22 protein-coding genes are annotated in these 18,154 nt (G+C 61.4%); 14 read left to right on the forward strand and 8 right to left on the reverse strand.

The window, feature by feature from the left end; all coding sequences use genetic code 11:
* Positions 1-14: 14 nt before the first annotated feature.
* The 11 genes from pufM (at position 15) to CKO25_RS01970 (ending at position 7,872) form a co-directional block, all read left to right on the forward strand.
* Positions 15-986 carry a photosynthetic reaction center subunit M gene (gene pufM / locus CKO25_RS01920; RefSeq protein WP_200386188.1) on the forward strand — a complete coding sequence of 324 codons (972 nt, stop codon included), beginning with the start codon at positions 15-17 and terminating at the stop codon, positions 984-986.
* A gap of 2 nt (positions 987-988) precedes the next feature.
* Positions 989-2,059, forward strand: coding sequence for a photosynthetic reaction center cytochrome PufC (gene pufC, locus CKO25_RS01925; protein ID WP_371829689.1), 1,071 nt, complete (start codon positions 989-991; stop codon positions 2,057-2,059).
* Between the two features lie 193 nt (positions 2,060-2,252).
* Complete coding sequence (gene pufB, locus CKO25_RS01930; RefSeq protein ID WP_200386190.1) at positions 2,253-2,399, forward strand: light-harvesting antenna LH1, beta subunit; 147 nt, start codon at positions 2,253-2,255, stop codon at positions 2,397-2,399.
* Positions 2,400-2,481: 82 nt separating this feature from the next.
* Positions 2,482-2,616, forward strand: coding sequence for a light-harvesting antenna LH1, alpha subunit (pufA, locus tag CKO25_RS01935; protein ID WP_200386191.1), 135 nt, complete (start codon positions 2,482-2,484; stop codon positions 2,614-2,616).
* A gap of 130 nt (positions 2,617-2,746) precedes the next feature.
* On the forward strand, positions 2,747-2,890 hold the full coding sequence (pufB, locus tag CKO25_RS01940; RefSeq protein ID WP_200386192.1) for a light-harvesting antenna LH1, beta subunit: 144 nt from the start codon (positions 2,747-2,749) through the stop codon (positions 2,888-2,890).
* 88 nt (positions 2,891-2,978) lie between these two features.
* On the forward strand, positions 2,979-3,182 hold the full coding sequence (gene pufA, locus CKO25_RS01945; protein WP_200386193.1) for a light-harvesting antenna LH1, alpha subunit: 204 nt from the start codon (positions 2,979-2,981) through the stop codon (positions 3,180-3,182).
* A gap of 81 nt (positions 3,183-3,263) precedes the next feature.
* Entirely contained in the window at positions 3,264-3,692 is a 429-nt protein-coding gene (locus CKO25_RS01950) for a secondary thiamine-phosphate synthase enzyme YjbQ (RefSeq protein WP_200386194.1), read from the forward strand.
* Positions 3,693-3,695: 3 nt separating this feature from the next.
* Complete coding sequence (locus CKO25_RS01955; protein ID WP_200386195.1) at positions 3,696-5,015, forward strand: RuBisCO large subunit C-terminal-like domain-containing protein; 1,320 nt, start codon at positions 3,696-3,698, stop codon at positions 5,013-5,015.
* 43 nt (positions 5,016-5,058) lie between these two features.
* Positions 5,059-5,631 (forward strand): isopentenyl-diphosphate Delta-isomerase, encoded by a 573-nt coding sequence (gene idi, locus CKO25_RS01960; RefSeq protein WP_200386196.1) that lies wholly within the window; start codon positions 5,059-5,061, stop codon positions 5,629-5,631.
* A 392-nt stretch (positions 5,632-6,023) separates the two neighbouring features.
* Complete coding sequence (lipA, locus tag CKO25_RS01965) at positions 6,024-7,019, forward strand: lipoyl synthase (protein WP_200386197.1); 996 nt, start codon at positions 6,024-6,026, stop codon at positions 7,017-7,019.
* Positions 7,006-7,872: a TVP38/TMEM64 family protein gene (locus CKO25_RS01970; RefSeq protein WP_200386198.1), complete on the forward strand. Its 867-nt coding sequence runs from the start codon at positions 7,006-7,008 to the stop codon at positions 7,870-7,872. Before lipA ends, CKO25_RS01970 begins: the two co-directional genes overlap by 14 nt.
* A gap of 105 nt (positions 7,873-7,977) precedes the next feature.
* On the opposite strand, the gene CKO25_RS01975 is transcribed toward CKO25_RS01970, so the two are convergent.
* From CKO25_RS01975 to murU, 3 genes are all read right to left on the reverse strand, one after another.
* Positions 7,978-9,018 carry a M14 family metallopeptidase gene (locus CKO25_RS01975; RefSeq protein WP_200386199.1) on the reverse strand — a complete coding sequence of 347 codons (1,041 nt, stop codon included), beginning with the start codon at positions 9,016-9,018 and terminating at the stop codon, positions 7,978-7,980.
* A 310-nt stretch (positions 9,019-9,328) separates the two neighbouring features.
* Positions 9,329-10,744: a glutamate-cysteine ligase family protein gene (locus CKO25_RS01980; protein ID WP_200386200.1), complete on the reverse strand. Its 1,416-nt coding sequence runs from the start codon at positions 10,742-10,744 to the stop codon at positions 9,329-9,331.
* A 75-nt stretch (positions 10,745-10,819) separates the two neighbouring features.
* Positions 10,820-11,509, reverse strand: a complete 690-nt coding sequence (murU, locus tag CKO25_RS01985) for an N-acetylmuramate alpha-1-phosphate uridylyltransferase MurU (RefSeq protein ID WP_200386201.1) — start codon at positions 11,507-11,509, stop codon at positions 10,820-10,822.
* Between the two features lie 44 nt (positions 11,510-11,553).
* On the opposite strand from murU, the gene CKO25_RS01990 reads away from it, so the two are divergent.
* The 3 genes from CKO25_RS01990 (at position 11,554) to murI (ending at position 13,968) form a co-directional block, all read left to right on the forward strand.
* The gene (locus tag CKO25_RS01990; protein ID WP_200386202.1) at positions 11,554-12,072 is read left to right on the forward strand and encodes a hypothetical protein; all 519 of its coding nucleotides are present in this window, start codon (positions 11,554-11,556) and stop codon (positions 12,070-12,072) included.
* A 17-nt stretch (positions 12,073-12,089) separates the two neighbouring features.
* Positions 12,090-12,908 (forward strand): exodeoxyribonuclease III, encoded by an 819-nt coding sequence (xthA, locus tag CKO25_RS01995; RefSeq protein ID WP_200386203.1) that lies wholly within the window; start codon positions 12,090-12,092, stop codon positions 12,906-12,908.
* Positions 12,909-13,071: 163 nt separating this feature from the next.
* Positions 13,072-13,968 (forward strand): glutamate racemase, encoded by an 897-nt coding sequence (murI, locus tag CKO25_RS02000; RefSeq protein WP_200386204.1) that lies wholly within the window; start codon positions 13,072-13,074, stop codon positions 13,966-13,968.
* Between the two features lie 68 nt (positions 13,969-14,036).
* Here murI and mtaB read toward each other — a convergent pair whose 3' ends face one another.
* The 5 genes from mtaB to CKO25_RS02025 are packed head-to-tail and all read right to left on the reverse strand — an operon-like array spanning position 14,037 to position 17,595.
* Positions 14,037-15,443, reverse strand: coding sequence for a tRNA (N(6)-L-threonylcarbamoyladenosine(37)-C(2))-methylthiotransferase MtaB (mtaB, locus tag CKO25_RS02005; RefSeq protein ID WP_200386205.1), 1,407 nt, complete (start codon positions 15,441-15,443; stop codon positions 14,037-14,039).
* The gene (locus CKO25_RS02010; protein ID WP_200386206.1) at positions 15,440-15,838 is read right to left on the reverse strand and encodes a YybH family protein; all 399 of its coding nucleotides are present in this window, start codon (positions 15,836-15,838) and stop codon (positions 15,440-15,442) included. The genes mtaB and CKO25_RS02010 overlap by 4 nt, the downstream gene beginning before the upstream one ends.
* Positions 15,839-15,856: 18 nt before the next feature.
* Positions 15,857-16,462: a hypothetical protein gene (locus CKO25_RS02015; RefSeq protein ID WP_200386207.1), complete on the reverse strand. Its 606-nt coding sequence runs from the start codon at positions 16,460-16,462 to the stop codon at positions 15,857-15,859.
* A gap of 14 nt (positions 16,463-16,476) precedes the next feature.
* Entirely contained in the window at positions 16,477-17,052 is a 576-nt protein-coding gene (locus tag CKO25_RS02020; protein WP_242467276.1) for a hypothetical protein, read from the reverse strand.
* Between the two features lie 9 nt (positions 17,053-17,061).
* A complete protein-coding gene (locus CKO25_RS02025; protein WP_338115046.1) occupies positions 17,062-17,595 on the reverse strand; it encodes a TlpA family protein disulfide reductase in 534 nt (177 codons plus the stop codon).
* Between the last annotated feature and the right edge of the window lie 559 nt (positions 17,596-18,154).

An 18,154-nucleotide genomic window follows, 5' to 3' on the forward strand; every position in this document is an offset into this window, starting at 1 on the left:
TCTAGGAGACAACAATGGCTGAATATCAGAACATTTTTACCAGCGTGCAGGTGCGCTCACCGGCTTATGCCGGGACGCCGATGCCGAAAGGCAATCTGCCGCGCCTTGGCAAGCCAATCTTTTCCTACTGGGCAGGGAAGATCGGTGACGCTCAGATTGGTCCTATCTACCTCGGCTTTACCGGTGTTGCTTCCTTGATCTTTGGTTTCATCGCCATCGAGATCATCGGTTTCAACATGCTGGCCTCCGTGAACTGGAATCCGATTGAATTCGTGAAACAGTTCTTCTGGCTGGCCCTTGAGCCGCCACCGCCGTCCTATGGCTTGTCGATTCCGCCCTTGACCGATGGCGGTTGGTGGTTGATGGCAGGGTTCTTCCTAACGGCCTCCATCATCCTGTGGTGGGTTCGCACCTACAAGCGAGCGGCTGATCTCGGTTTGAGCCAGTGGCTATCCTGGGCGTTTGCCTCAGCGATCTTCTTCTATCTGACTCTGGGCTTCATTCGCCCGGTGATGATGGGGAGTTGGGCGGAGGCGGTTCCCTTCGGGATCTTCCCCCACCTCGATTGGACAGCAGCCTTCTCGATCCGGTACGGCAATCTCTACTACAACCCGTTCCATATGCTGTCGATCGCCTTCCTCTATGGCTCAGCCCTGCTGTTTGCCATGCACGGCGCGACCATTCTGTCGGTGAGTCGCTTCGGTGGTGATCGCGAGATTGACCAAGTGACGCACCGTGGAACGGCTGCCGAACGTGCCGCGCTCTTCTGGCGCTGGACGATGGGCTTCAATGCTACGATGGAGTCGATCCATCGCTGGGCTTGGTGGTTTGCGGTCCTCACCGTGATTACCGCTGGGATCGGGATCCTGCTCACGGGCACGGTCGTCGACAACTGGTATCTCTGGGCTGTGAAGCATGGTGTCGCGCCGGTTTATCCGCTTGATGGCGCAATGGACCCAACGCTGATGCAGGGGGTAGCACAATGAACATGGCTAAGCACAGCTTGATTCCGCTTTCGGCCGTGGTGGCGTCCGTCCTCGTGACGGGCTGTGAAGCGCCTCCGCCCGAGACGGTGCAGTTGGGATATCGTGGGCTGGCCATGGAGCATGTGCAGAACCCACGTGATCTCGCTCGGAGCTTCAAGGCAAATCAGCCTCCAGAGGCACTCGAGCCGGCGGCTCCGGGTGGTCCGATGGTCTCGGATGTCTACGAGAACGTGCAGGTCTTGAGCGATCTATCGGTCGCGGACTTCACCCGTCTCATGGTCGCCGTGACGCTCTGGGTCTCGCCTGAGGAAGGCTGTAATTACTGCCACGTCCCTGGCAATTTCGCATCCGATGATATCTACACCAAAGTGGTGTCGCGGCGGATGTTCGAGATGACGCAACAGGCTAACGCTGAGTGGAAAGATCACGTCGCCGACACGGGTGTCACCTGCTATACCTGCCATCGTGGTAAGCCGGTTCCCGAGTATGTCTGGGTGACGGATCCAGGTCCGAAGCTGCCGTCTGCCGTGTCTCCAACCGGGCAGAATATCGCGGCGTCATCCGTGGCCTATTCGTCGCTGCCCTTTGATCCCTTCACACCCTTCCTCGATCAAGCAAACGAGATTCGGGTGATCGGTGATTCGGCGCTACCAAGCGGGAACTTGGCCTCGACAAAACAGGCGGAATGGACCTATGGTCTCATGATGCACATGTCCGATGCGCTGGGCGTGAACTGCACCTACTGCCATAACAGCCGTTCATTCTTTGCATGGGATCAGAGTACGCCGGCACGCACCACGGCCTGGTATGCGATCCGCCACGTGCGCGAGATGAATCAGGAATACATCTGGCCGTTGAACGATGTGTTGCCAGAGACACGGAAAGGGCCATTGGGCGACCCCTACCGGGTGAGCTGCTCGACCTGTCATCAAGGTGCTTACAAGCCGCTGTACGGTGCGCAAATGCTGAAGGACTACCCGGCTCTAGCCGGACCGACAGTGGGCGGAGCAATGGAAGACGCCGCGGAGCCGGAGACGGCAGCGGAGCCCGCGGCGCAGCCTGAAGCGCTTTGACGACACATGACCAGTTCGCTGGTCCTGGACAGGGAAGCCCAACAAGGGCGCGCCGGATTCCCTCCGGCGCATAAGATAAGGTTGAGATGTATCAGCAGGCTGTGCACGAGCGCATGTAGTCGCAGCGATCGGCGGGTGACGGAGCGGGTCGCTCCAACGCGTCAGCACAGGCTTGAGGTGTGAGGAGAAATCGATGACCGACCAGCACGTCACGGCGTCCGGACTGAGTGATAACGAGGCACAGGAGTTTCACGGAATCTTCGTCTCGACCTTCGTTGCCTTCACGTCCATCGTGGTTGTCGCGCACATCCTGGTTTGGTTGTGGCGTCCTTGGCTCTGACCGAGTCCTGGGCGGCGATTGAAGGCCCATCGGGCGTTTGCTGATAGAGCAACACCCATCCGTTCGACACTGGAGTAATCACATGCACAAAATTTGGCAGATCTTTGATCCGCGCAGAACGCTGGTTGGCTTGTTCGGGTTCCTGTTCGTGCTCGGGCTGTTGATCCATTTCATCCTGCTCAGTAGCCCTGGCTTTAATTGGCTCGGTGGCGTCTGATCGCAATGAACGCATCGGGGGACGTCTGGCGATCTAGACCAGATCAACGGATGTCCTGCTCTGGTCCCCGCCGCGGGGAAGATCGCGGTAACGGCCTACGGGCCAACACATGAAAAATGAGGGTATTTCCATGGCTGAAGAGAAAAGCATGTCCGGGCTGACCGAAGAAGAGGCGAAGGAATTTCATGGTATCTTCGTCCAGAGCATGACTGGATTCTTTGGTGTGGTCATCGTTGCACACATCCTAGCCTGGCTGTGGCGTCCCTGGCTGTAGTCGTTGAGGCAAGGTCCTCGTAATGGAATCCGACGGGAGGAGCGCAGAGAATCGCACCGTCCCGTGTCAAGTCTTTAGGAGATAACTCATGCATAAAATTTGGCAGATCTTCGATCCGCGCAGGACTCTGGTTGCCTTATTTGGTTTCCTGTTCGTGCTCGGTCTGTTGATCCACTTCATCCTGTTGAGCACGGCTGACTTCAATTGGCTCTCGGATGGGATTCCTGCTTCTGGTTCCGCTGCCGCGGTGACACCAGCCGCGCAGATGGCGCCCCTGCCCGCCGGCCGTTAGATAGGCCGCGCGTTGTGGTCGTGGGTGTGCGAGGTCAGTCAGTGCCGCACCCGTGACCACAACGCTCTCATCACTGAATTCATGTTCATTACGCACGATCAACTCATTCTCCAGACGCAGCGTCCGATTGATATCATCGACGTGACGGCGCCGATCCGGACACGTTTCGAGAACTCACGTGTGCTCGACGGTCAAGTGTTCTTGTTTTCGCCACACACGACCGCTTTCGTCTGCTTGAATGAAAAGGAAGCGATGCTCCAGCAAGACATGCTCGATTTCCTTGAACGGCTCGCGCCACCTGAAACGGCCTATCGCCATAACCAGGAGCCCGTCGACGGCCGGCTGAATGCGCACTCACACTTACTCGGACTGTTCATGAATGCCTCGGAGCGGATCCCGGTGGCCGGAGGACGTTTACTGCTCGGTGCTTGGCAGTCGATTTTCTTTGTCGATCTCGATGGTCCGAGGCCTGAGCGTACCTTACATATCCAGATCATCGGAGCGCAGTGATCCATGCAGACTGCTGATCTTGAAGGATTTTTTGCTCCGATCGAGACCCTTGACCCTGATTCCTATTTGTTGCTCGACTATGCCCTCGAATGTCGGGGAAACCCACGTGAGGCATTGGCTCATTTTTGCTCCGAGCAGTCGACGGCGCAGTGGCGACGCGTCGGCGTTGAAGAGGATCTACGGGGCGAATTTGGCGCGAAGGTCGTCGATTTCCGGGTCGAGGCGCGGCTCGACGCCTTTAGCTATGGCATCACTGCCCCGGGACAGGGTGAGATTCATGCGTGCTCTGTCACCATGGCCCATCCACACCGAAATTTCGGCACACGCATCCCGAATCTATTGAGCGCGGTTTGTGGCGAAGGGACCTTTTTTTCCCCGGGGATCCCCGTTGTCAAACTGCTCGATATCCGCTTTCCGGATACCTACCTGAAAGGATTTGAAGGACCCCAATTCGGTGTGCCAGGGTTGCGAGAGCGCTTGAATGCGGATGGGCGCCCGATTTTTTTTGGCGTCATCAAGCCGAATATCGGACTCTCGAGTGACGCAATGGCTGCCCTTGCGCTCGAGGGGTGGTTGGGTGGTCTGGACTTCGCCAAGGATGACGAGATGCTGTGCGATACGCACTGGTGCCCGCTGGATGAGCGCTCACGCCGGCTGGGTGAGACCGCCCGGGAGGCAACGCGGCGCACCGGCCAACCAAAGCTCTATCTCGCTAACATCACCGATGAGTCGTATCGTTTGTCCGAGTTGCATGATCTAGCGGTCGCCAATGGTGCGGGCGCCCTCATGATCAATGCTCTTCCGACCGGTCTGAGTGCCGTGCGCGCCCTCACCCGGACGACGCAAGTCCCTCTGGTGGCACATTTCCCAATGTTTGCCGCATTGAGCCGGTTGGAGCGGTTCGGGGTCAGCACGCTGGTGTTGACGAAACTGCAGCGGCTCGCCGGCTTTGATGTCATCATCATGCCGGGATTCGGTGCGCGGATGTTCACTTCCGATGACGAGGTTCGCCGCAATGCCCTTGCGTGCTTGGAGCCGATGGGTGATCTGCGTCCGAGCTTGCCCGTTCCTGGCGGGAGTGATTGGGCGGGGACACTGAAATCGGTGTATGACCAGCTCGGCACCTGTGATTTTGGTTTCGTTACAGGGCGGGGTGTCTTCGGTCATCCGCTCGGACCGCGTGCCGGTGCGATGAGCATTCGTCAAGCGTGGGACGCGATCCGCGCCGAGGTGCCGCTGCAGGTGTTCGCCCGTGATCATCTTGAACTCGCCCATGCGCTGAGCGCCTTCGGTCAGCCGGCCGATCCATCTGAGTCGGACTGACCCAGAATCTGTTTCTGTCTGACCATTCGATTGGAGAACTGGCGTGAGTGCTCAAATCGTACCGCCACTGATGGCGAACGAGCGAGAGGAGAGTCGGCTGCGCGATGCCGCCGAGCAACTGATTCTAGTCGACGAAGGCGACCGTGAGATCGGTGTTGGTGCAAAGATTGATGTCCACCACACGGGGCAACTGCATCGTGCCTTTTCGATTCTGGTGTTCAATGCCCGCGATGAGTTGCTCCTTCAGCGCCGCGCCAATATCAAGTATCACTTTGCGCAGCGATGGTCGAACACCTGCTGCGGTCATCCGCGTCCTGGTGAGGCGACGCTTGATGCGGCCGGGCGTCGCTTGATGGAAGAGTTCGGCATGAGCGTCCCGCTGATCGAGCGCAGCCAACTGATTTATCGCGCGGAAGATCGTGCCTCTGGGTTGATCGAGCATGAGTATCTGCACGTCTTTTTTGGTCTTGATAGCGAGCGGCCTCGTCCCGACCCAACAGAAATCGGTGCTTGGCGCTGGATGTCGATCCCCGTCATCCAACGTGCTCTTCGCCAACGGCCGGACTGGTTCACACCCTGGTTTGCGCTCTTAATGGAACGCCTCTTCCCGAACTGATCCCGAGCCCGATCGGGCGCGCGATGGTTTCAAGTTGATGCGATCTCTCGTCTGACGGAAAGCACCTGGAAGTCGCTTCCAGCGAACTCGGCTGTGTCGGTTTCCCGCAGCGATCATCTCCCTGTTCCGTCGATGGTTGCTTGATTGTCCAGGACTGGTGATTGGTTGGTTCAATCCCAAAATCATCCGACGATCGCGACCACCGATCTGGTGCGGAACGCGGAAACTGGCTCGCATCCCGATGCACAGTCTCATCGTCCAACTGACGATCCCGCAATCCATTTTCCCGAATGCTTGAGCGGGTCGCGGCCTGAACTCGAGTGCACGGGTCACCTCGAGGCCGTGAGCACGGGTTTCATTCCCCTTTATTAACCACGATGTCCCGAGCGCCTATGACCGTCGAACACTCCTACCAAGCGCCATCCCGGAACACGCCTGAGACCCATCAGCGTGGCCATGAGAAAGTGTCGCGGATCCCGGTCAAGATCGAACCCGCACCCGTGCTGCGCAAACCATCCTGGATTCGCGCCAAGGCGCCGGTCGGTGAGGGGGTAACGCGGATCAAATCCTTGCTGCGGCAGGCGAAGCTGAACACGGTCTGCGAGGAGGCGATGTGCCCCAATCTTGGGGAGTGCTTCAGTCACGGGACCGCGACCTTCATGATCCTAGGTGATCTTTGTACGCGACGTTGTCCCTTTTGTGATGTGGCACATGGTCGGCCACAGCCCGTTGACCCGAATGAGCCGACCTTGCTTGCCGAGTCCATCGCCGCGATGCGCTTGCGATACGTGGTCATCACTTCCGTGGACCGCGATGACTTGCGCGATGGTGGTGCGTCGCACTTTGCTGCCTGCCTGAGCGCGGTCAGAGCGCAGGATCCAACGATCAAACTCGAGGTGTTGGTCCCGGATTTTCGCGGCCGCGAGGACACCGCCCTGGATCAGTTCGTTGGCGATGGGATCCCGGATGTGTTCAATCACAACCTCGAAACCGTCCCCCGTCTCTACCGGGAGGTTCGGCCAGGCGCCGACTACCTGGGGTCACTGCGGTTGCTCCAATCCTTCAAAGCGCGACACCAGACGGTTCCAACCAAATCCGGTTTGATGCTCGGTTTGGGAGAGACCCTGAGTGAAGTCCAGCAGACGCTGCGCGATCTACGCGATCATGGATGCGACATGCTCACGCTCGGTCAGTATCTTCAGCCCAGTCGAGATCATCTCCCCGTGAAGCGGTTCTGGACACCAGAAGAATTCGATGATTTACGTCGGTTCTCCGAGTCGATCGGATTTTCCAGCGTTGCCAGTGGTCCGATGGTTCGATCCTCGTATCACGCGGACCAACAGGCTCGTGAACTGCTAGGTGGGAGTGACGACCATGTTTCATTCTGATCACAACGACCTGACACCGAGCGATGCCACCATCATGGCAACCGCAACTGGCGAGGTTGCTATGCATCCGCAACTCTCTGGCGCGGGGGATGCTGAGTCAGCCGCGACCAAGGCATGCCGGGAGGGAGGAGAGCCGCCGCTGCTCGGGCCGCGTCGCTTCGCGGCGCGCTGCCGGCAGTTGTTCGCGTTACGCCGACGCCGCTGGGTCGTCTGGTCGGTGCGGTTGTTTGGTCTTCTGACACTCGTGCTCATTGGAGCCTGGCTGTGGTCTGCCTATGGTTGGGGCCTGGCCACCTTTTGGGATTGGACGAGCCACGCGCATCCAGTGCCCTTTTTCGTACTGCTTGCGCTCCTGCCCGCGATCGGATTTCCGACCTCGCCCTTCTATTTGCTCGCGGGGGCAACCTTTGGAACCAGTGTGGCACTGATCGGTTCGGCGCTCAGTCTTGCCGCCTACCTTATGTTGTCCTGGTGGATCGGGCACACGGGGCTGCGCCCATGGATCGAACGACGTCTTGCACGAACGTCGTTCAAAATGCCGACCTTGGCCTCTCCTGCTCAGGCGATTCAATTCGCACTCCTCGTCAAGATGGCCCCCGGCGTGCCAGCGACTCTGAAAACCTACGTGCTGTGCATCAGCGGGATCCGCTTTGCGGTGTATTTCGTGGTCTCCTTCACCGTATCGCTCCTGTATGCCGGTCTCTTCATCCTGCTCGGTGAATCCATGTTGGAGCATGATTTCGGTCGTCTCGGCGGGGTGCTGCTTGCGATCGGGTTCCTTGGCGCGCTGATCTGGTGGGTCCGTCGACGCCTCAGCGCAGCGGGGAAGCCAGGCCTAACCCGTCAGTCGTAGCGGCTTGCAGGTGAACGACGGTTCGGTGACCTACTCGTCGTTTGCCGTTTCGCCCCTCGGCCGGTCCCAGGTTGCGTTGGGCAGCGTGGCGCGCCGTCTTCCCGGTCACCCTTGGCCCTCGGGAGGCAGATGTGCGCTGTAACGCTCCATGAGATAGCACAAACAATCTTGCCGAATGACGACTTCATTGCGGGTTAGCATTGAGGGCATCACGGATTGACGCAGCCGGAGTTCTTGGCCCTGCACGTGGAAAAACTGCGAGCCGACGTCGCGGCCCTGCTCATCACGGACATCCAAGAGGATGTCGGTCCCCTGTGCGATGCGTCCAAATGCCATGCCCGCTGGCAGTTCGCAAAAATTGAGCTGCTCAAGACTCGGGCTCAACTGCAGTGCGGCCTCATCAGGGGCGAAGGCGAATGCAACCTCGTCGCGGATCTTGACCTGGGCGACGGTATGAAAGAGATCAATATCTTGTGGTGCAACCGGATGGGGTGAGATGCGGGCAAGATGGAGTGCCGCGTCGATGAAGCGACGCGCGTGTTCAACCCCCTGCTTCTCACCGACCTTGCCGCATTCAACCGTGACGGACGGGCCGAGTTCCGCCATTGCCAGCGACTGCACCCCGGTCGGTCGGATGAAATAGACCAGCGTCCGTCCGAACAGGCTCGCAAGATTCAGAAAGCGATGATCGATCCGATTGATGCACGCATAGTGCGGGTTCAGTCCGGTGTTGTTGTGGAGGTCGAGACTGGCGAAGATGCCCCGGCGCGCCATGATGTCGACGACGCGGGCCATCAGATCATGCTCGGGTGTATGCGGTAGATGCGTGCCGGGCCAGACGCGGTTGTAATCCGGTTGCCCCGGCAGATGTCGCACCCCCGCGGCGGCGGCACTGACGTTCCCGATGAAGAGGCTCAAGGCCCGCGGCAGCCGCGGTTCGCCGTAGCGTGCAAGTCGCTCGCTCAGGAGCGCTCGCACGGCATCCCAGCCGACGGGTTCGTTCCCGTGCAACAGGACCGAGACGAACAGCGCGGGCTCACGCGCACCAGGGAGATGGATCAGGGTGGGGGCGCCGAGTAATGCATTCAGTTCATGACTCGTCGCGTCGAGGATCCCGCTCGGAAGCTGGTCGAACTCTTGCAGCATGATGTCTTGTCGTCGATATGGTTGCCACGCGATCGCCGCTCGTGGTGACGGCGTTCAGTGCTCACTCGGGGCGGTCCTCACGCCTGTTCGGTGGAGTCAACCTGGTTTGGTCCGGCCGCCCTCGATCCATAGAGACCATACCATCTCGACGGTGCGTTCGCCCGCTTTCAGTGCGCGCCGCGCGAACGCCGCCTAGACTGAATCGTCCCGGCGACGGACCGGACCGAGCCGCGGTGAATCGATGTTGGCTCGGCGCAGGATCTGCCGTTGAGCTGGCTCCGCTGACATCCGATGGGGTTGGCTGGAATCGCTAGACCCATTCATGAACCGGCGTTCCTCGACGTTGTCGCTCGAGATAAGCGGCCGTCAGATCGCTCAGATCTCGGCGATGTTGCGCGACCCATTGGCGCTGCCAGGATGAGCCCGTGCGCTCGTTCCGGACCCGGCCCGCGATGATCCCCAACCAGTATTGAGCCTCCGCCGGATCGACTCCAAGCCGTCTGAGACCGCGCGCGGCGCGGGGAACAAGATCTTCCCGCAGAATCTGAACGACGGGTTGCTGGTGGCCATCGAGCCACTGGATCTCGGCGTCGAGACCGTCGCGGGCGCAACGATAGAAGGCGACCCGGCTTTGCGCGAAGGGGATGCGTCGTTCGGGGGGCTCGTCCTGCTGCGCCAAATCGCTGACCGCGCCGAGATAGAGGGCGGCGTTCGCCACCATATCGACGACGGTTGGCCCGGCGGGCAGCACTCGGTGCTCGATTCGGAGGTGGGCACGGCCATCCGGATCAAAGCCTAGTAGAGGTCGATTCCAACGCCAAATGGTGCCGTTGTGAAGACGCAGATGGGGCAGGCTGTGCGTGGCGTCCTCGAGACGCGCCGGAAGCAAAATCGGGTAACGATCGAGATTGGCGCGGAAGGTCTCCATGATCGAGCACTCGGCGTAGCGAAAGCCGAAGTTAACGCGCTCCTGTAAAATAGGGCCACCGATGGACACGGCCTGCTCGAACAGCGGGATCCGTGTTTCACTCCATAGATCGCGACCGAAGAGATACGGCGAATTGGCGCTGATCGCGACCATCAAACCACTGATGATTTTCGACGCGTTGTAGACGCGGGCCGCGGTCTCTGGCGTGACGCGGAGATGGATCTGGAAGGAGGTGGCGGCAGCCTCCAACATCACATCATGTCGCGTCAATTCGAGACGCTCGTGCCCATCGATGACGAGCCCGAGCGGGAGTCCTCGGCGGAGCGAGAAAATTCGTTGGTTGAGCGCTTGATAGCGCAGTCTTGGGGTCATGGCCTCCAGGGTGAGGTGTTCAGGCAGCACCGTCGGCAAGATCCCGATCATCATCAGGCGTGTCCCGAGCCCGGCGGCAACCCGGTTGCAGCGCTCCAGTGTCCGCGTCAGGGCTTCGGCGAGGCGGGTGAGACTGGCACCGCGCAATGGGACGGGGGCACCATTGATCTCGACGTTGAAGCGCGCCAGCTCGGCGACCACCAAGGGATCGTCGAGACCGGCGAGCAAGGTCTCTGCCTTGGGAGCCGGCTGCATCTGTGGATCGACGAGCCAGGTCTCGAGCTCGAACCCCACGGTCGGTTCCGCCGTGGCGAAACGTGCCGACGCGAACCACTCTTCGAGCTGGTCGGTCTCGGCGTTGAGTCGGGAGGCGAAGCGTTCGAAATCCTCCTCGGTGAAGGCGGCCTGACTGATCTCCTGGCCCATGTCCAGTCTCCGCGTCCATCCAAGATACCCACTAGTATGGTTGGGGTTTGCTCAAACCGATAGGGGGCGGTGCCGTCAAGCGCGCGGCGAGGTTTGCGCCACGGGAGCGCGGAGCAGGAAGCGGTCGAGTTGCGCCAGCCGCTCGGGGGTGCCGATATCGAACCAGTTGCCGCGATGATGTTGTCCACCAACCCGGCCCGAGTCCATTGCCCTACGCAGCAATGGGGCGAGCGGAAAGGCCCCAGCTTCGCAGCCGTCGAACAGAGCGGGGTGATAGAGGCCAATGCCGCTGAAGGTCAGCCGTTCCGTTCCCGTGTCGTGAACACGTCCGGCGCGCAAGGAAAAGTCCCCTCGAGGATGCTGGGGTGGGTTGTCCACCAGCACCAGTTGCGCGAGATCGCCTTGCGCTAAGCGCAGCGCGCCGGGATCGAAATCCGACCAGACATCGCCGTTGAGGACCACGAAGGGGTCGGGGCCCAGGAGCGACAGAGCATTGAAGATCCCCCCGCCGGTTTCCAGGGCGGTCCCTTCACGCGAGTAATGAATCCGCAAGCCAAACGAGGTGCCGTCGCCGAGTGCCTGCTCAATCTGTTCGCCGAGATGGGCATGGTTGATGACGATGTCGCGGATATTCGCATCCGCCAATCGCAGCAGATGGTAGTGGATCAGGGGCCGACCACCTGCCTCGAGCAAGGGCTTAGGGGTGTGGTCCGTGAGGGGCCGCATGCGATTGCCGCGGCCCGCGGCGAGGATCATGGCGTTCATCGTGTATCCCGAGCAGTGGTTTGGCGCGAGTGCGAATGCAGTGAATGATGATCGACGCTTTGGCCGCGCGGTTCAGCCATCTGAGCGGTGTCGGAATCAGCACCAGTGTCTGCCGCTCCTCTCAGCTCTTGTGGTCAGACCGATTCGTCCGTTTTCACCTTGGGCGCCAACATGGTAGCCTGCGTCTCCAGCCTTGCTCGATCGCGCTATCGAGCGACCATGCCACGACGCTTGCGATCAATTGGGTTGCTGGTTCGATGACGGAGTCCACAGCACATCTCAGTGACATCTTGCCGATCCTGGTTCGGCTTTGCGCCGATCTCTATTCAGAAACGGCGGGGTTCAGCGAACAAACAGCCGACGCGCAGCTTTGGTACAACCGCGGTTATGCCAACGGACTCGCCGCCGCTCTGCACGAGTGTGGTCACGGCGATGCCCTCTCGTCAATCGGGGTCCTCGACCCACCCGATGTGGTTTCCCCACACGCTCTGCTGCCGTGGGGTAAGGCCTATCGACACGGCTTCGAGATGGGGCACCGTGAGACCCTCGATGTGATGGGATAGGATAGGATAGGATCAGAGTGTTTAAAATCATCTCGTTCAATATCAATGGAATCCGCGCACGACCACACCAGCTGGAGGCCATTCGGTCCATCCACGATCCCGATGTGGTTGGTCTGCAAGAGTGCAAGGTGGCTGATGAATCCTTCCCGGCGGAACAGGTGCGCGAGCTGGGCTTCATGCCGCACTTTCACGGGCAGAAGTCCCACTATGGCGTCGCACTGCTGAGTCGGCACGAACCGCTAGCGATCGAGAAGGGGTTTCCGGGTGATGCGATCGATGCGCAACGACGTGCCATCACCGGCCGCTACGCACTGCCGAACGGTGGCGAAATCACCGTGATCAATGGCTATTTTCCGCAAGGTGAAAGTCGCAATCACCCGACGAAGTTTCCGAACAAACGCCAGTTCTACGCCGATCTTGCGGCCTATCTTCGGGAGTGCTGCTCGCCCGATCAGAACCTCGTGGTCCTGGGTGATATGAATGTTGCGCCACTCGATCTGGATATCGGAATCGGTCCCGAGAATGCGAAACGTTGGCTGCGGACCGGGAAATGCAGTTTCCTGCCGGAGGAGCGTGAATGGCTGCGCGGCCTGATGGACTGGGGGCTCTGGGATGCCTATCGCTTGGTCCACCCAGACGTCAGCGATCGATTCAGTTGGTTCGATTACCGTTCCCGCGGGTTCGAGCGTGAACCCAAGCATGGGCTCAGGATCGATCATCTGCTCGTGTCCGCGCCACTGCGCGAGCGCCTGTTGGAGGTCGAAATCGACTACGAGACCCGGAGCATGGAGAAACCCTCCGACCATTGTCCGGTATGGGCCACGTTCGATCTCTGAGGCGGAGGGCCGGTCATGCGCGGGCATGTGTCACCTCTGGTGAAGCGATGACGCGGGACGCTCGGTGGGCGGCGTCCCTCTTCCTCACTCCTAGTTCGGGCGCGGACGGGATAAGTCCGACACGGCCACGATGGGCAGGCCGACTCGCGCACGGGATCGCCCGATGGACGCTGTGACGACGACCGCGCGTCACCCCATCGGCGTCTTCGATTCGGGAGTGGGTGGCCTGTCCGTGTTGGCCGAGATTCGCCGCGCCTTGCCGGATGAAGACCTGCTCTATGTCGCCGATTCGGCGTACGCGCCCTATGGTGATCAAGCACTCGCGATGATCGAAGGGCGCTCGGTGGCCATCAGTTCCTTCCTGCTTACGCAGGGGGCGAAGGCGATCGTGGTGGCCTGTAACACCGCGACGGGCGTGGCGGCGCGGGTCTTACGCAGTCGCTTCAAGGTTCCCGTGATTGCGATGGAGCCGGCGGTCAAACCGGCGGTGGCGCGCACGCGCAGCGGTGTCGTCGGCGTCCTGGCGACGCGTCGAACGCTCATGAGCGAGACCTTTGCACAGTTACGCGAGCGGCTCGACACAAGCGTGATGATTCTCCCGCAAGCCTGTCCTGGATTGGTCGAGCGCGTCGAGGCGGGTGATCTCGATGGCAAGCACACCCGTGCGCTCTTGCTCAGCTATCTCGAACCCCTGTTGTATCGCGGTGCCGATACGCTGGTGTTGGGCTGTACGCACTACCCGCATCTGAGTGCAACGATTCGTGATCTCGTCGGGCCAGAGATCCAACTGCTGGACTCGGGTGCCGCAGTCGCGCGCCAGGTGCGGCGGCGTCTGGCGGAACAGGGACTGGTCGCGCCGCCGGGACGTCCCGGTCGCACGCGTTTTTGGACGAGCGGCCAGCCCGATCGGATCGCGCCGGTGATGGCGCGCCTGTGGGGCGCGGAGGTGGCGCTCGAGCTCCTCTCGCCCGCGGTGTGCGGAGCCGATGTCGCAGCCGACTGGCCACCAGAGCGGTCTGCAAACTGGATCGGTTCCGCAGCGAGCGACAGCGTCTGCTGACGATCAGCGCGCCCGGCAGCAAGACGCCGTGACCGATCAGAGGACCGCGGATGCACGGAGCACCGATCTCAACGACGCCTTGAGGGCGGGTGTGGCTCGCTGTGGGCTGGGGGGCAAGGCCGTGCGCGGTGCGCGGTCGCGGCGTCCTCGATCGGCTCGCCGACCAATGATTGGCCATCGCCGGTCAGACCGCTGAGTTGGACCTCGAGGATCTGATTCACCTGGATCCGGCTCCCGGCTGTTGCGATCCGCACAGGCAGATAGTCGTCGCTGTAACCCAGCAGCCAGTCCGGCTGAGACGTCCCGGAATGGCCTTCGCAGAGCACCCGGGTGCGCTGGCCGACACGGCGGCGGAGTCGCTCATGTCGCATGGATTGGGCGAGGGCGCGCAGTTCGGTGAGACGCGCTGCTTGCGTGGCGGGATCGACGCGGTGTGACAACTCGGCGGCACGGGTACCGGGTCTTGGGGAGAAGCCGAAGGCATGGATGTCGCCGAATTGCATGGCTTGCGCGAAGCTTAGAGTCTGCTGCCAATCTTGATGCGTTTCTCCAGGGAAGCCGACGATGATGTCGGTGGTGATGTTCAGGGCGGGCACCAGGGTCCGGGCTTGCGCGACGAGACGCGCGAAGTCCTGGGTCTTGCATCGCCTGGCCATGCGTCGCAAGACGGCATCGGACCCACTCTGGAGTGGCAGATGCAGATGCGGCAGGAGGCGAGGATCCTCGAACAGTCGCCAGAAGGCATCCTGGAGGTCCCAAGGCTCGAGCGAACCAAGACGGAGCCGGCTGACGTCCGTCTCACGCAGGATGAGGGTGATGAGTTCGACGAGATCCGGCCCGCGCTCACCGCCATAGCCACCAAGCTGGACCCCGGTGAGCACCACTTCGGTGATGCCCTGTGCGACGAGTCGTTCGATCTGCTCCAGGATCTGTTCGGGCGCGCGGCTGCGTTCCTCGCCGCGTGCCTGCGTGGTGATGCAGAAGGTACACTGGTAGCGGCAGCCATCCTGAACCTTGATGAAGGCGCGCTGACGACCGCGCGCGAGCAGCAGCCCGGCATCGTTCGGGGTCTCGAGCGGGTCGGGCCGGTCTCGGATCCTTTCCGGTGAGCGGTTCAGTGTCTGCAGCGCGAGTTCGACGAGCCGCTCTTTGTCGTCATTCACCACGACCAGATCGACCGCGCCGGCTGATTCGATGCTCGGGTCGCCGAGTGTGGCCACACAACCGCTGAGCGCCACGCGCGCTGCTGGATCGGCGCGTTGGCTACGCCGCAAGAGCTGTCGGGATTTGCGCACGGCGGTGTGTGTCACCGCACAGCTATTGATCACGATCAGATCGGCGTCCTCATTTGTGTCAACGATTTGACACCCCTGATCACGAAATTGTCGTGCCCACTCCTCGGCCTCGGCTTCGTTGAGTCGACAACCAAGCGTTGCGATGCGCACGCGCGCGCCCCGGGTCGCATCTCGACTCATCCGGTGGGACCAGGCAGCGGCGGCGGGGATGGTGAGTTTTGGTGCAAAATCAGGCGCCATCCATCAGGGTCCTTGCGGAAGAGGTTCAGACCATAGATGGGCGGTGCCGTCTGCCCGGGCGCGCTGTCTTGCGTGCGCTCCTCGATGAGATGCGCGGCCATCTCATCGGTCTCGATCCAGAGCAGGTGTCGGACCTGAATGTCGAAACCGCCGGCTTGTTCGAAGATGGATTGCCAGAGCCGCAGGACGTCCGTGCCCGTGACCAGCGGGGTCATGGGCAACACGCAAGCGATCTCCGCTGAATCAGCCCACACGTGCGCCATGGTGGCCGCGTCGCCTGCCTCCAGTGCGTCGTAGAAGGCATCCTCTGCATCCTGGGCGGTTGCGAAGGGCATCGGGGTGGACTCTCCCATCTAGTTGATACGTGGAATGCGCAGGTTGATCCGATCAGCCGTGATCTCGCGCGACATGGACGCGAGGTGGGCATCGGCTGGGAAACGCAGTGTTTGACTCGCCGAGCTGCTGCTGAAGGCGTTGGGATAGCCATTGCCGCGGCCGGCTTGCGCCTGGAGCTGGTAGCCGATTCTCAGCGCATGTCCCCAGGGCTCGATCCGCACCACGCCCGGGTCGATGTTTCGGAGCCGGATCTCGACGAGATAGGCATCGGGCTGTACCCGCCGTGCGATCGAAAGGGCACGATGGCCGCGGGAGGGATCGCCATAGAAGGTATTCGGGGCAGGGTTGCCGAAGCCCGGCGCGACCCATTCTGGGGGCGTCTCAGGGGCAGGAGGGATGAGCCATGGTGAGCGCATCGGCGCGCCTGGGACCTGCCCGCCCGGATGGTTCCAGCCGGGTCCGACGTGACCGGTTGGCGGCCAGCCAGGAGGCGGGGACCTGAGGCCGCCCCAATGTGGTGGCGGTGAGACCATGCCTGGTGGCGGTGCGTTGGGGTCCCAGGCCCCCGCGGGGACGCACGAGAGCATGAGCAGGGCCGTCAGGGTGAGTCGTGTGAGATGCATGCCGTTCACCTCCTTCAGGGTTGAACCCCCGCAACGGTTTTCGTAACGAGCGCACGCGGATCATCGCGAACGTGCCAAGTGGGATGACCATTCGGCATGATGATGCCATGTCGAACGAGCCACGCGCGCGCATCCTCGGCATCGTCCTCGAACCACGCCCGCGCCGAACCAAGACGAAAATGATAGCCCCAAGCGTCCATATCCGCGAACAATCGCGTGCGTCCTAAGCCTGGCACCCAATCCGCGAGTAGGACCTGTAGATAGCAGACGGCATTCTCCTCCGCATCGTCACCACCCGCATCCGTGTGAAGATGGCAGCGACGGGGCGCGTCGAGACAGATCCAATGGCACGCCTCGTGGAGGACCGAATGCAGGGGCGTCAGGGCGCTCGCATGGAGACGATCACCAATCAACCCGGCCTCGACATCGCCCCAGTAGGATCCCGGGATGGGACCAGTAGTGTCACCGATCTCCAAGGTCAGACCGAAGCGGTCAAGGAGGGAGGAGAGACCCTGAAGCGTTGGAACGATGTCGGCGATGATCCGCACCTGAGGTGCCGTCGTTTCGCGTTCCAACTCTGGGTGTACCATGATGCTGGTTCAGGGCGTTGGTAGGTACGTCCGCAATCGCTCGATCAGTTCGGGCTCATCGAACTCGGTGCCCCCCTCCGCGCGCATCACCAATTTGCCCTCGGTGTCGACGACGAAGCTCGTTGGGAGACCCTTGACACGCCACTCCTGGGTTGCCCTGGAGTCCGGATCGAGGAGGAGTGGAAAGGTTGGTGCGGGCTCCAATTGATTGGTGAACGCGACAACCGTGTCGGCATCCTCCCCGACATCCACCGCGAGGATGGTCAGCCCACGCGACTCCAACTGGCGATGGAGTCGTTCCATTGAGGGCATTTCCTGGCGGCACGGTGGACACCAAGTCGCCCAGAAGTTGACCAGCACCACCCGGCCCTGGAGTTCCGCTAAATCGTAAACGACTCCATCGACAGCGGGCAGGCGCAACGGCGGTGCCGGGATCGGCTCATCGATCGGCTTGAAGCGGTGAGTGAGCGGAGGCGGATCCGCGGCTTCCACCGGGGCGACGCTGATCATTAGGAGCAGCGTGAGCAGAACGCCAGTCGGCACGGCGGCGGATCGATAGCATGCAGTCGGAGCAGCGAACATCGGTGAGTCTCAACTCCTGTCGGTGGCCCGCAAACGTCTGGCGGGCGATGAGATCGATTGTGCGTCCAGGCGGGAGTTCTGTCACCAGCATCCCCGACGGGGCGATGGAATCCGTTCTCGCGCGCCATAGGGGAGCAGGGGGCCGCGATGAGGCTGAGTCCCTTGCGGTGGAGGGCCTGCGACACCCCGCATCACGCGGAGCCAATCAGGATTAACCGTCAGGATCGCGGAAAGACATGAGGTCTCAGTATAGGTGCTTGGTGGCGCGGGCGCGACCCTTCAATTGGGCGCGCTAGTGCGTCAACCCTGGCCCTTCAGCAGGGCGGCTCTCGGCAAGTGGTGGATCCTGATCCAGGTCAGGACGGCGGGCGGATCCGCGTCGGACTCGACGCAAACGGCCCTGCCCAAACGAGCCGAGCGGATCGCCTGGTCCGTGACTCCGGTCGGGGTGGCGGGCCGGTGAGTGGTCAAGCGCGTGGCGGTGGCCTGCTGAACGCCCCACGCGTCTAACCGTGGAGCA

The organism is Thiocapsa imhoffii (assembly GCF_016583985.1).
In the GTDB taxonomy this organism is placed as follows: domain Bacteria; phylum Pseudomonadota; class Gammaproteobacteria; order Chromatiales; family Chromatiaceae; genus Thiocapsa; species Thiocapsa imhoffii.

Coding starts and splice junctions, on each gene's coding strand:
- pufM (WP_200386188.1), top strand. CDS start 15: ATGGCTGAATATCAGAACATTTTTACCAGCGTGCAGGTGCGCTCACCG.
- pufC (WP_371829689.1), top strand. CDS start 989: ATGGCTAAGCACAGCTTGATTCCGCTTTCGGCCGTGGTGGCGTCCGTC.
- pufB (WP_200386190.1), top strand. CDS start 2,253: ATGACCGACCAGCACGTCACGGCGTCCGGACTGAGTGATAACGAGGCA.
- pufA (WP_200386191.1), top strand. CDS start 2,482: ATGCACAAAATTTGGCAGATCTTTGATCCGCGCAGAACGCTGGTTGGC.
- pufB (WP_200386192.1), top strand. CDS start 2,747: ATGGCTGAAGAGAAAAGCATGTCCGGGCTGACCGAAGAAGAGGCGAAG.
- pufA (WP_200386193.1), top strand. CDS start 2,979: ATGCATAAAATTTGGCAGATCTTCGATCCGCGCAGGACTCTGGTTGCC.
- CKO25_RS01950 (WP_200386194.1), top strand. CDS start 3,264: ATGTTCATTACGCACGATCAACTCATTCTCCAGACGCAGCGTCCGATT.
- CKO25_RS01955 (WP_200386195.1), top strand. CDS start 3,696: ATGCAGACTGCTGATCTTGAAGGATTTTTTGCTCCGATCGAGACCCTT.
- lipA (WP_200386197.1), top strand. CDS start 6,024: ATGACCGTCGAACACTCCTACCAAGCGCCATCCCGGAACACGCCTGAG.
- CKO25_RS01970 (WP_200386198.1), top strand. CDS start 7,006: ATGTTTCATTCTGATCACAACGACCTGACACCGAGCGATGCCACCATC.
- CKO25_RS01975 (WP_200386199.1), bottom strand. CDS start 9,018: ATGCTGCAAGAGTTCGACCAGCTTCCGAGCGGGATCCTCGACGCGACG.
- CKO25_RS01980 (WP_200386200.1), bottom strand. CDS start 10,744: ATGGGCCAGGAGATCAGTCAGGCCGCCTTCACCGAGGAGGATTTCGAA.
- murU (WP_200386201.1), bottom strand. CDS start 11,509: ATGAACGCCATGATCCTCGCCGCGGGCCGCGGCAATCGCATGCGGCCC.
- CKO25_RS01990 (WP_200386202.1), top strand. CDS start 11,554: ATGATGATCGACGCTTTGGCCGCGCGGTTCAGCCATCTGAGCGGTGTC.
- murI (WP_200386204.1), top strand. CDS start 13,072: ATGGACGCTGTGACGACGACCGCGCGTCACCCCATCGGCGTCTTCGAT.
- mtaB (WP_200386205.1), bottom strand. CDS start 15,443: ATGAGTCGAGATGCGACCCGGGGCGCGCGCGTGCGCATCGCAACGCTT.
- CKO25_RS02010 (WP_200386206.1), bottom strand. CDS start 15,838: ATGCCCTTCGCAACCGCCCAGGATGCAGAGGATGCCTTCTACGACGCA.
- CKO25_RS02015 (WP_200386207.1), bottom strand. CDS start 16,462: ATGCATCTCACACGACTCACCCTGACGGCCCTGCTCATGCTCTCGTGC.
- CKO25_RS02020 (WP_242467276.1), bottom strand. CDS start 17,052: ATGGTACACCCAGAGTTGGAACGCGAAACGACGGCACCTCAGGTGCGG.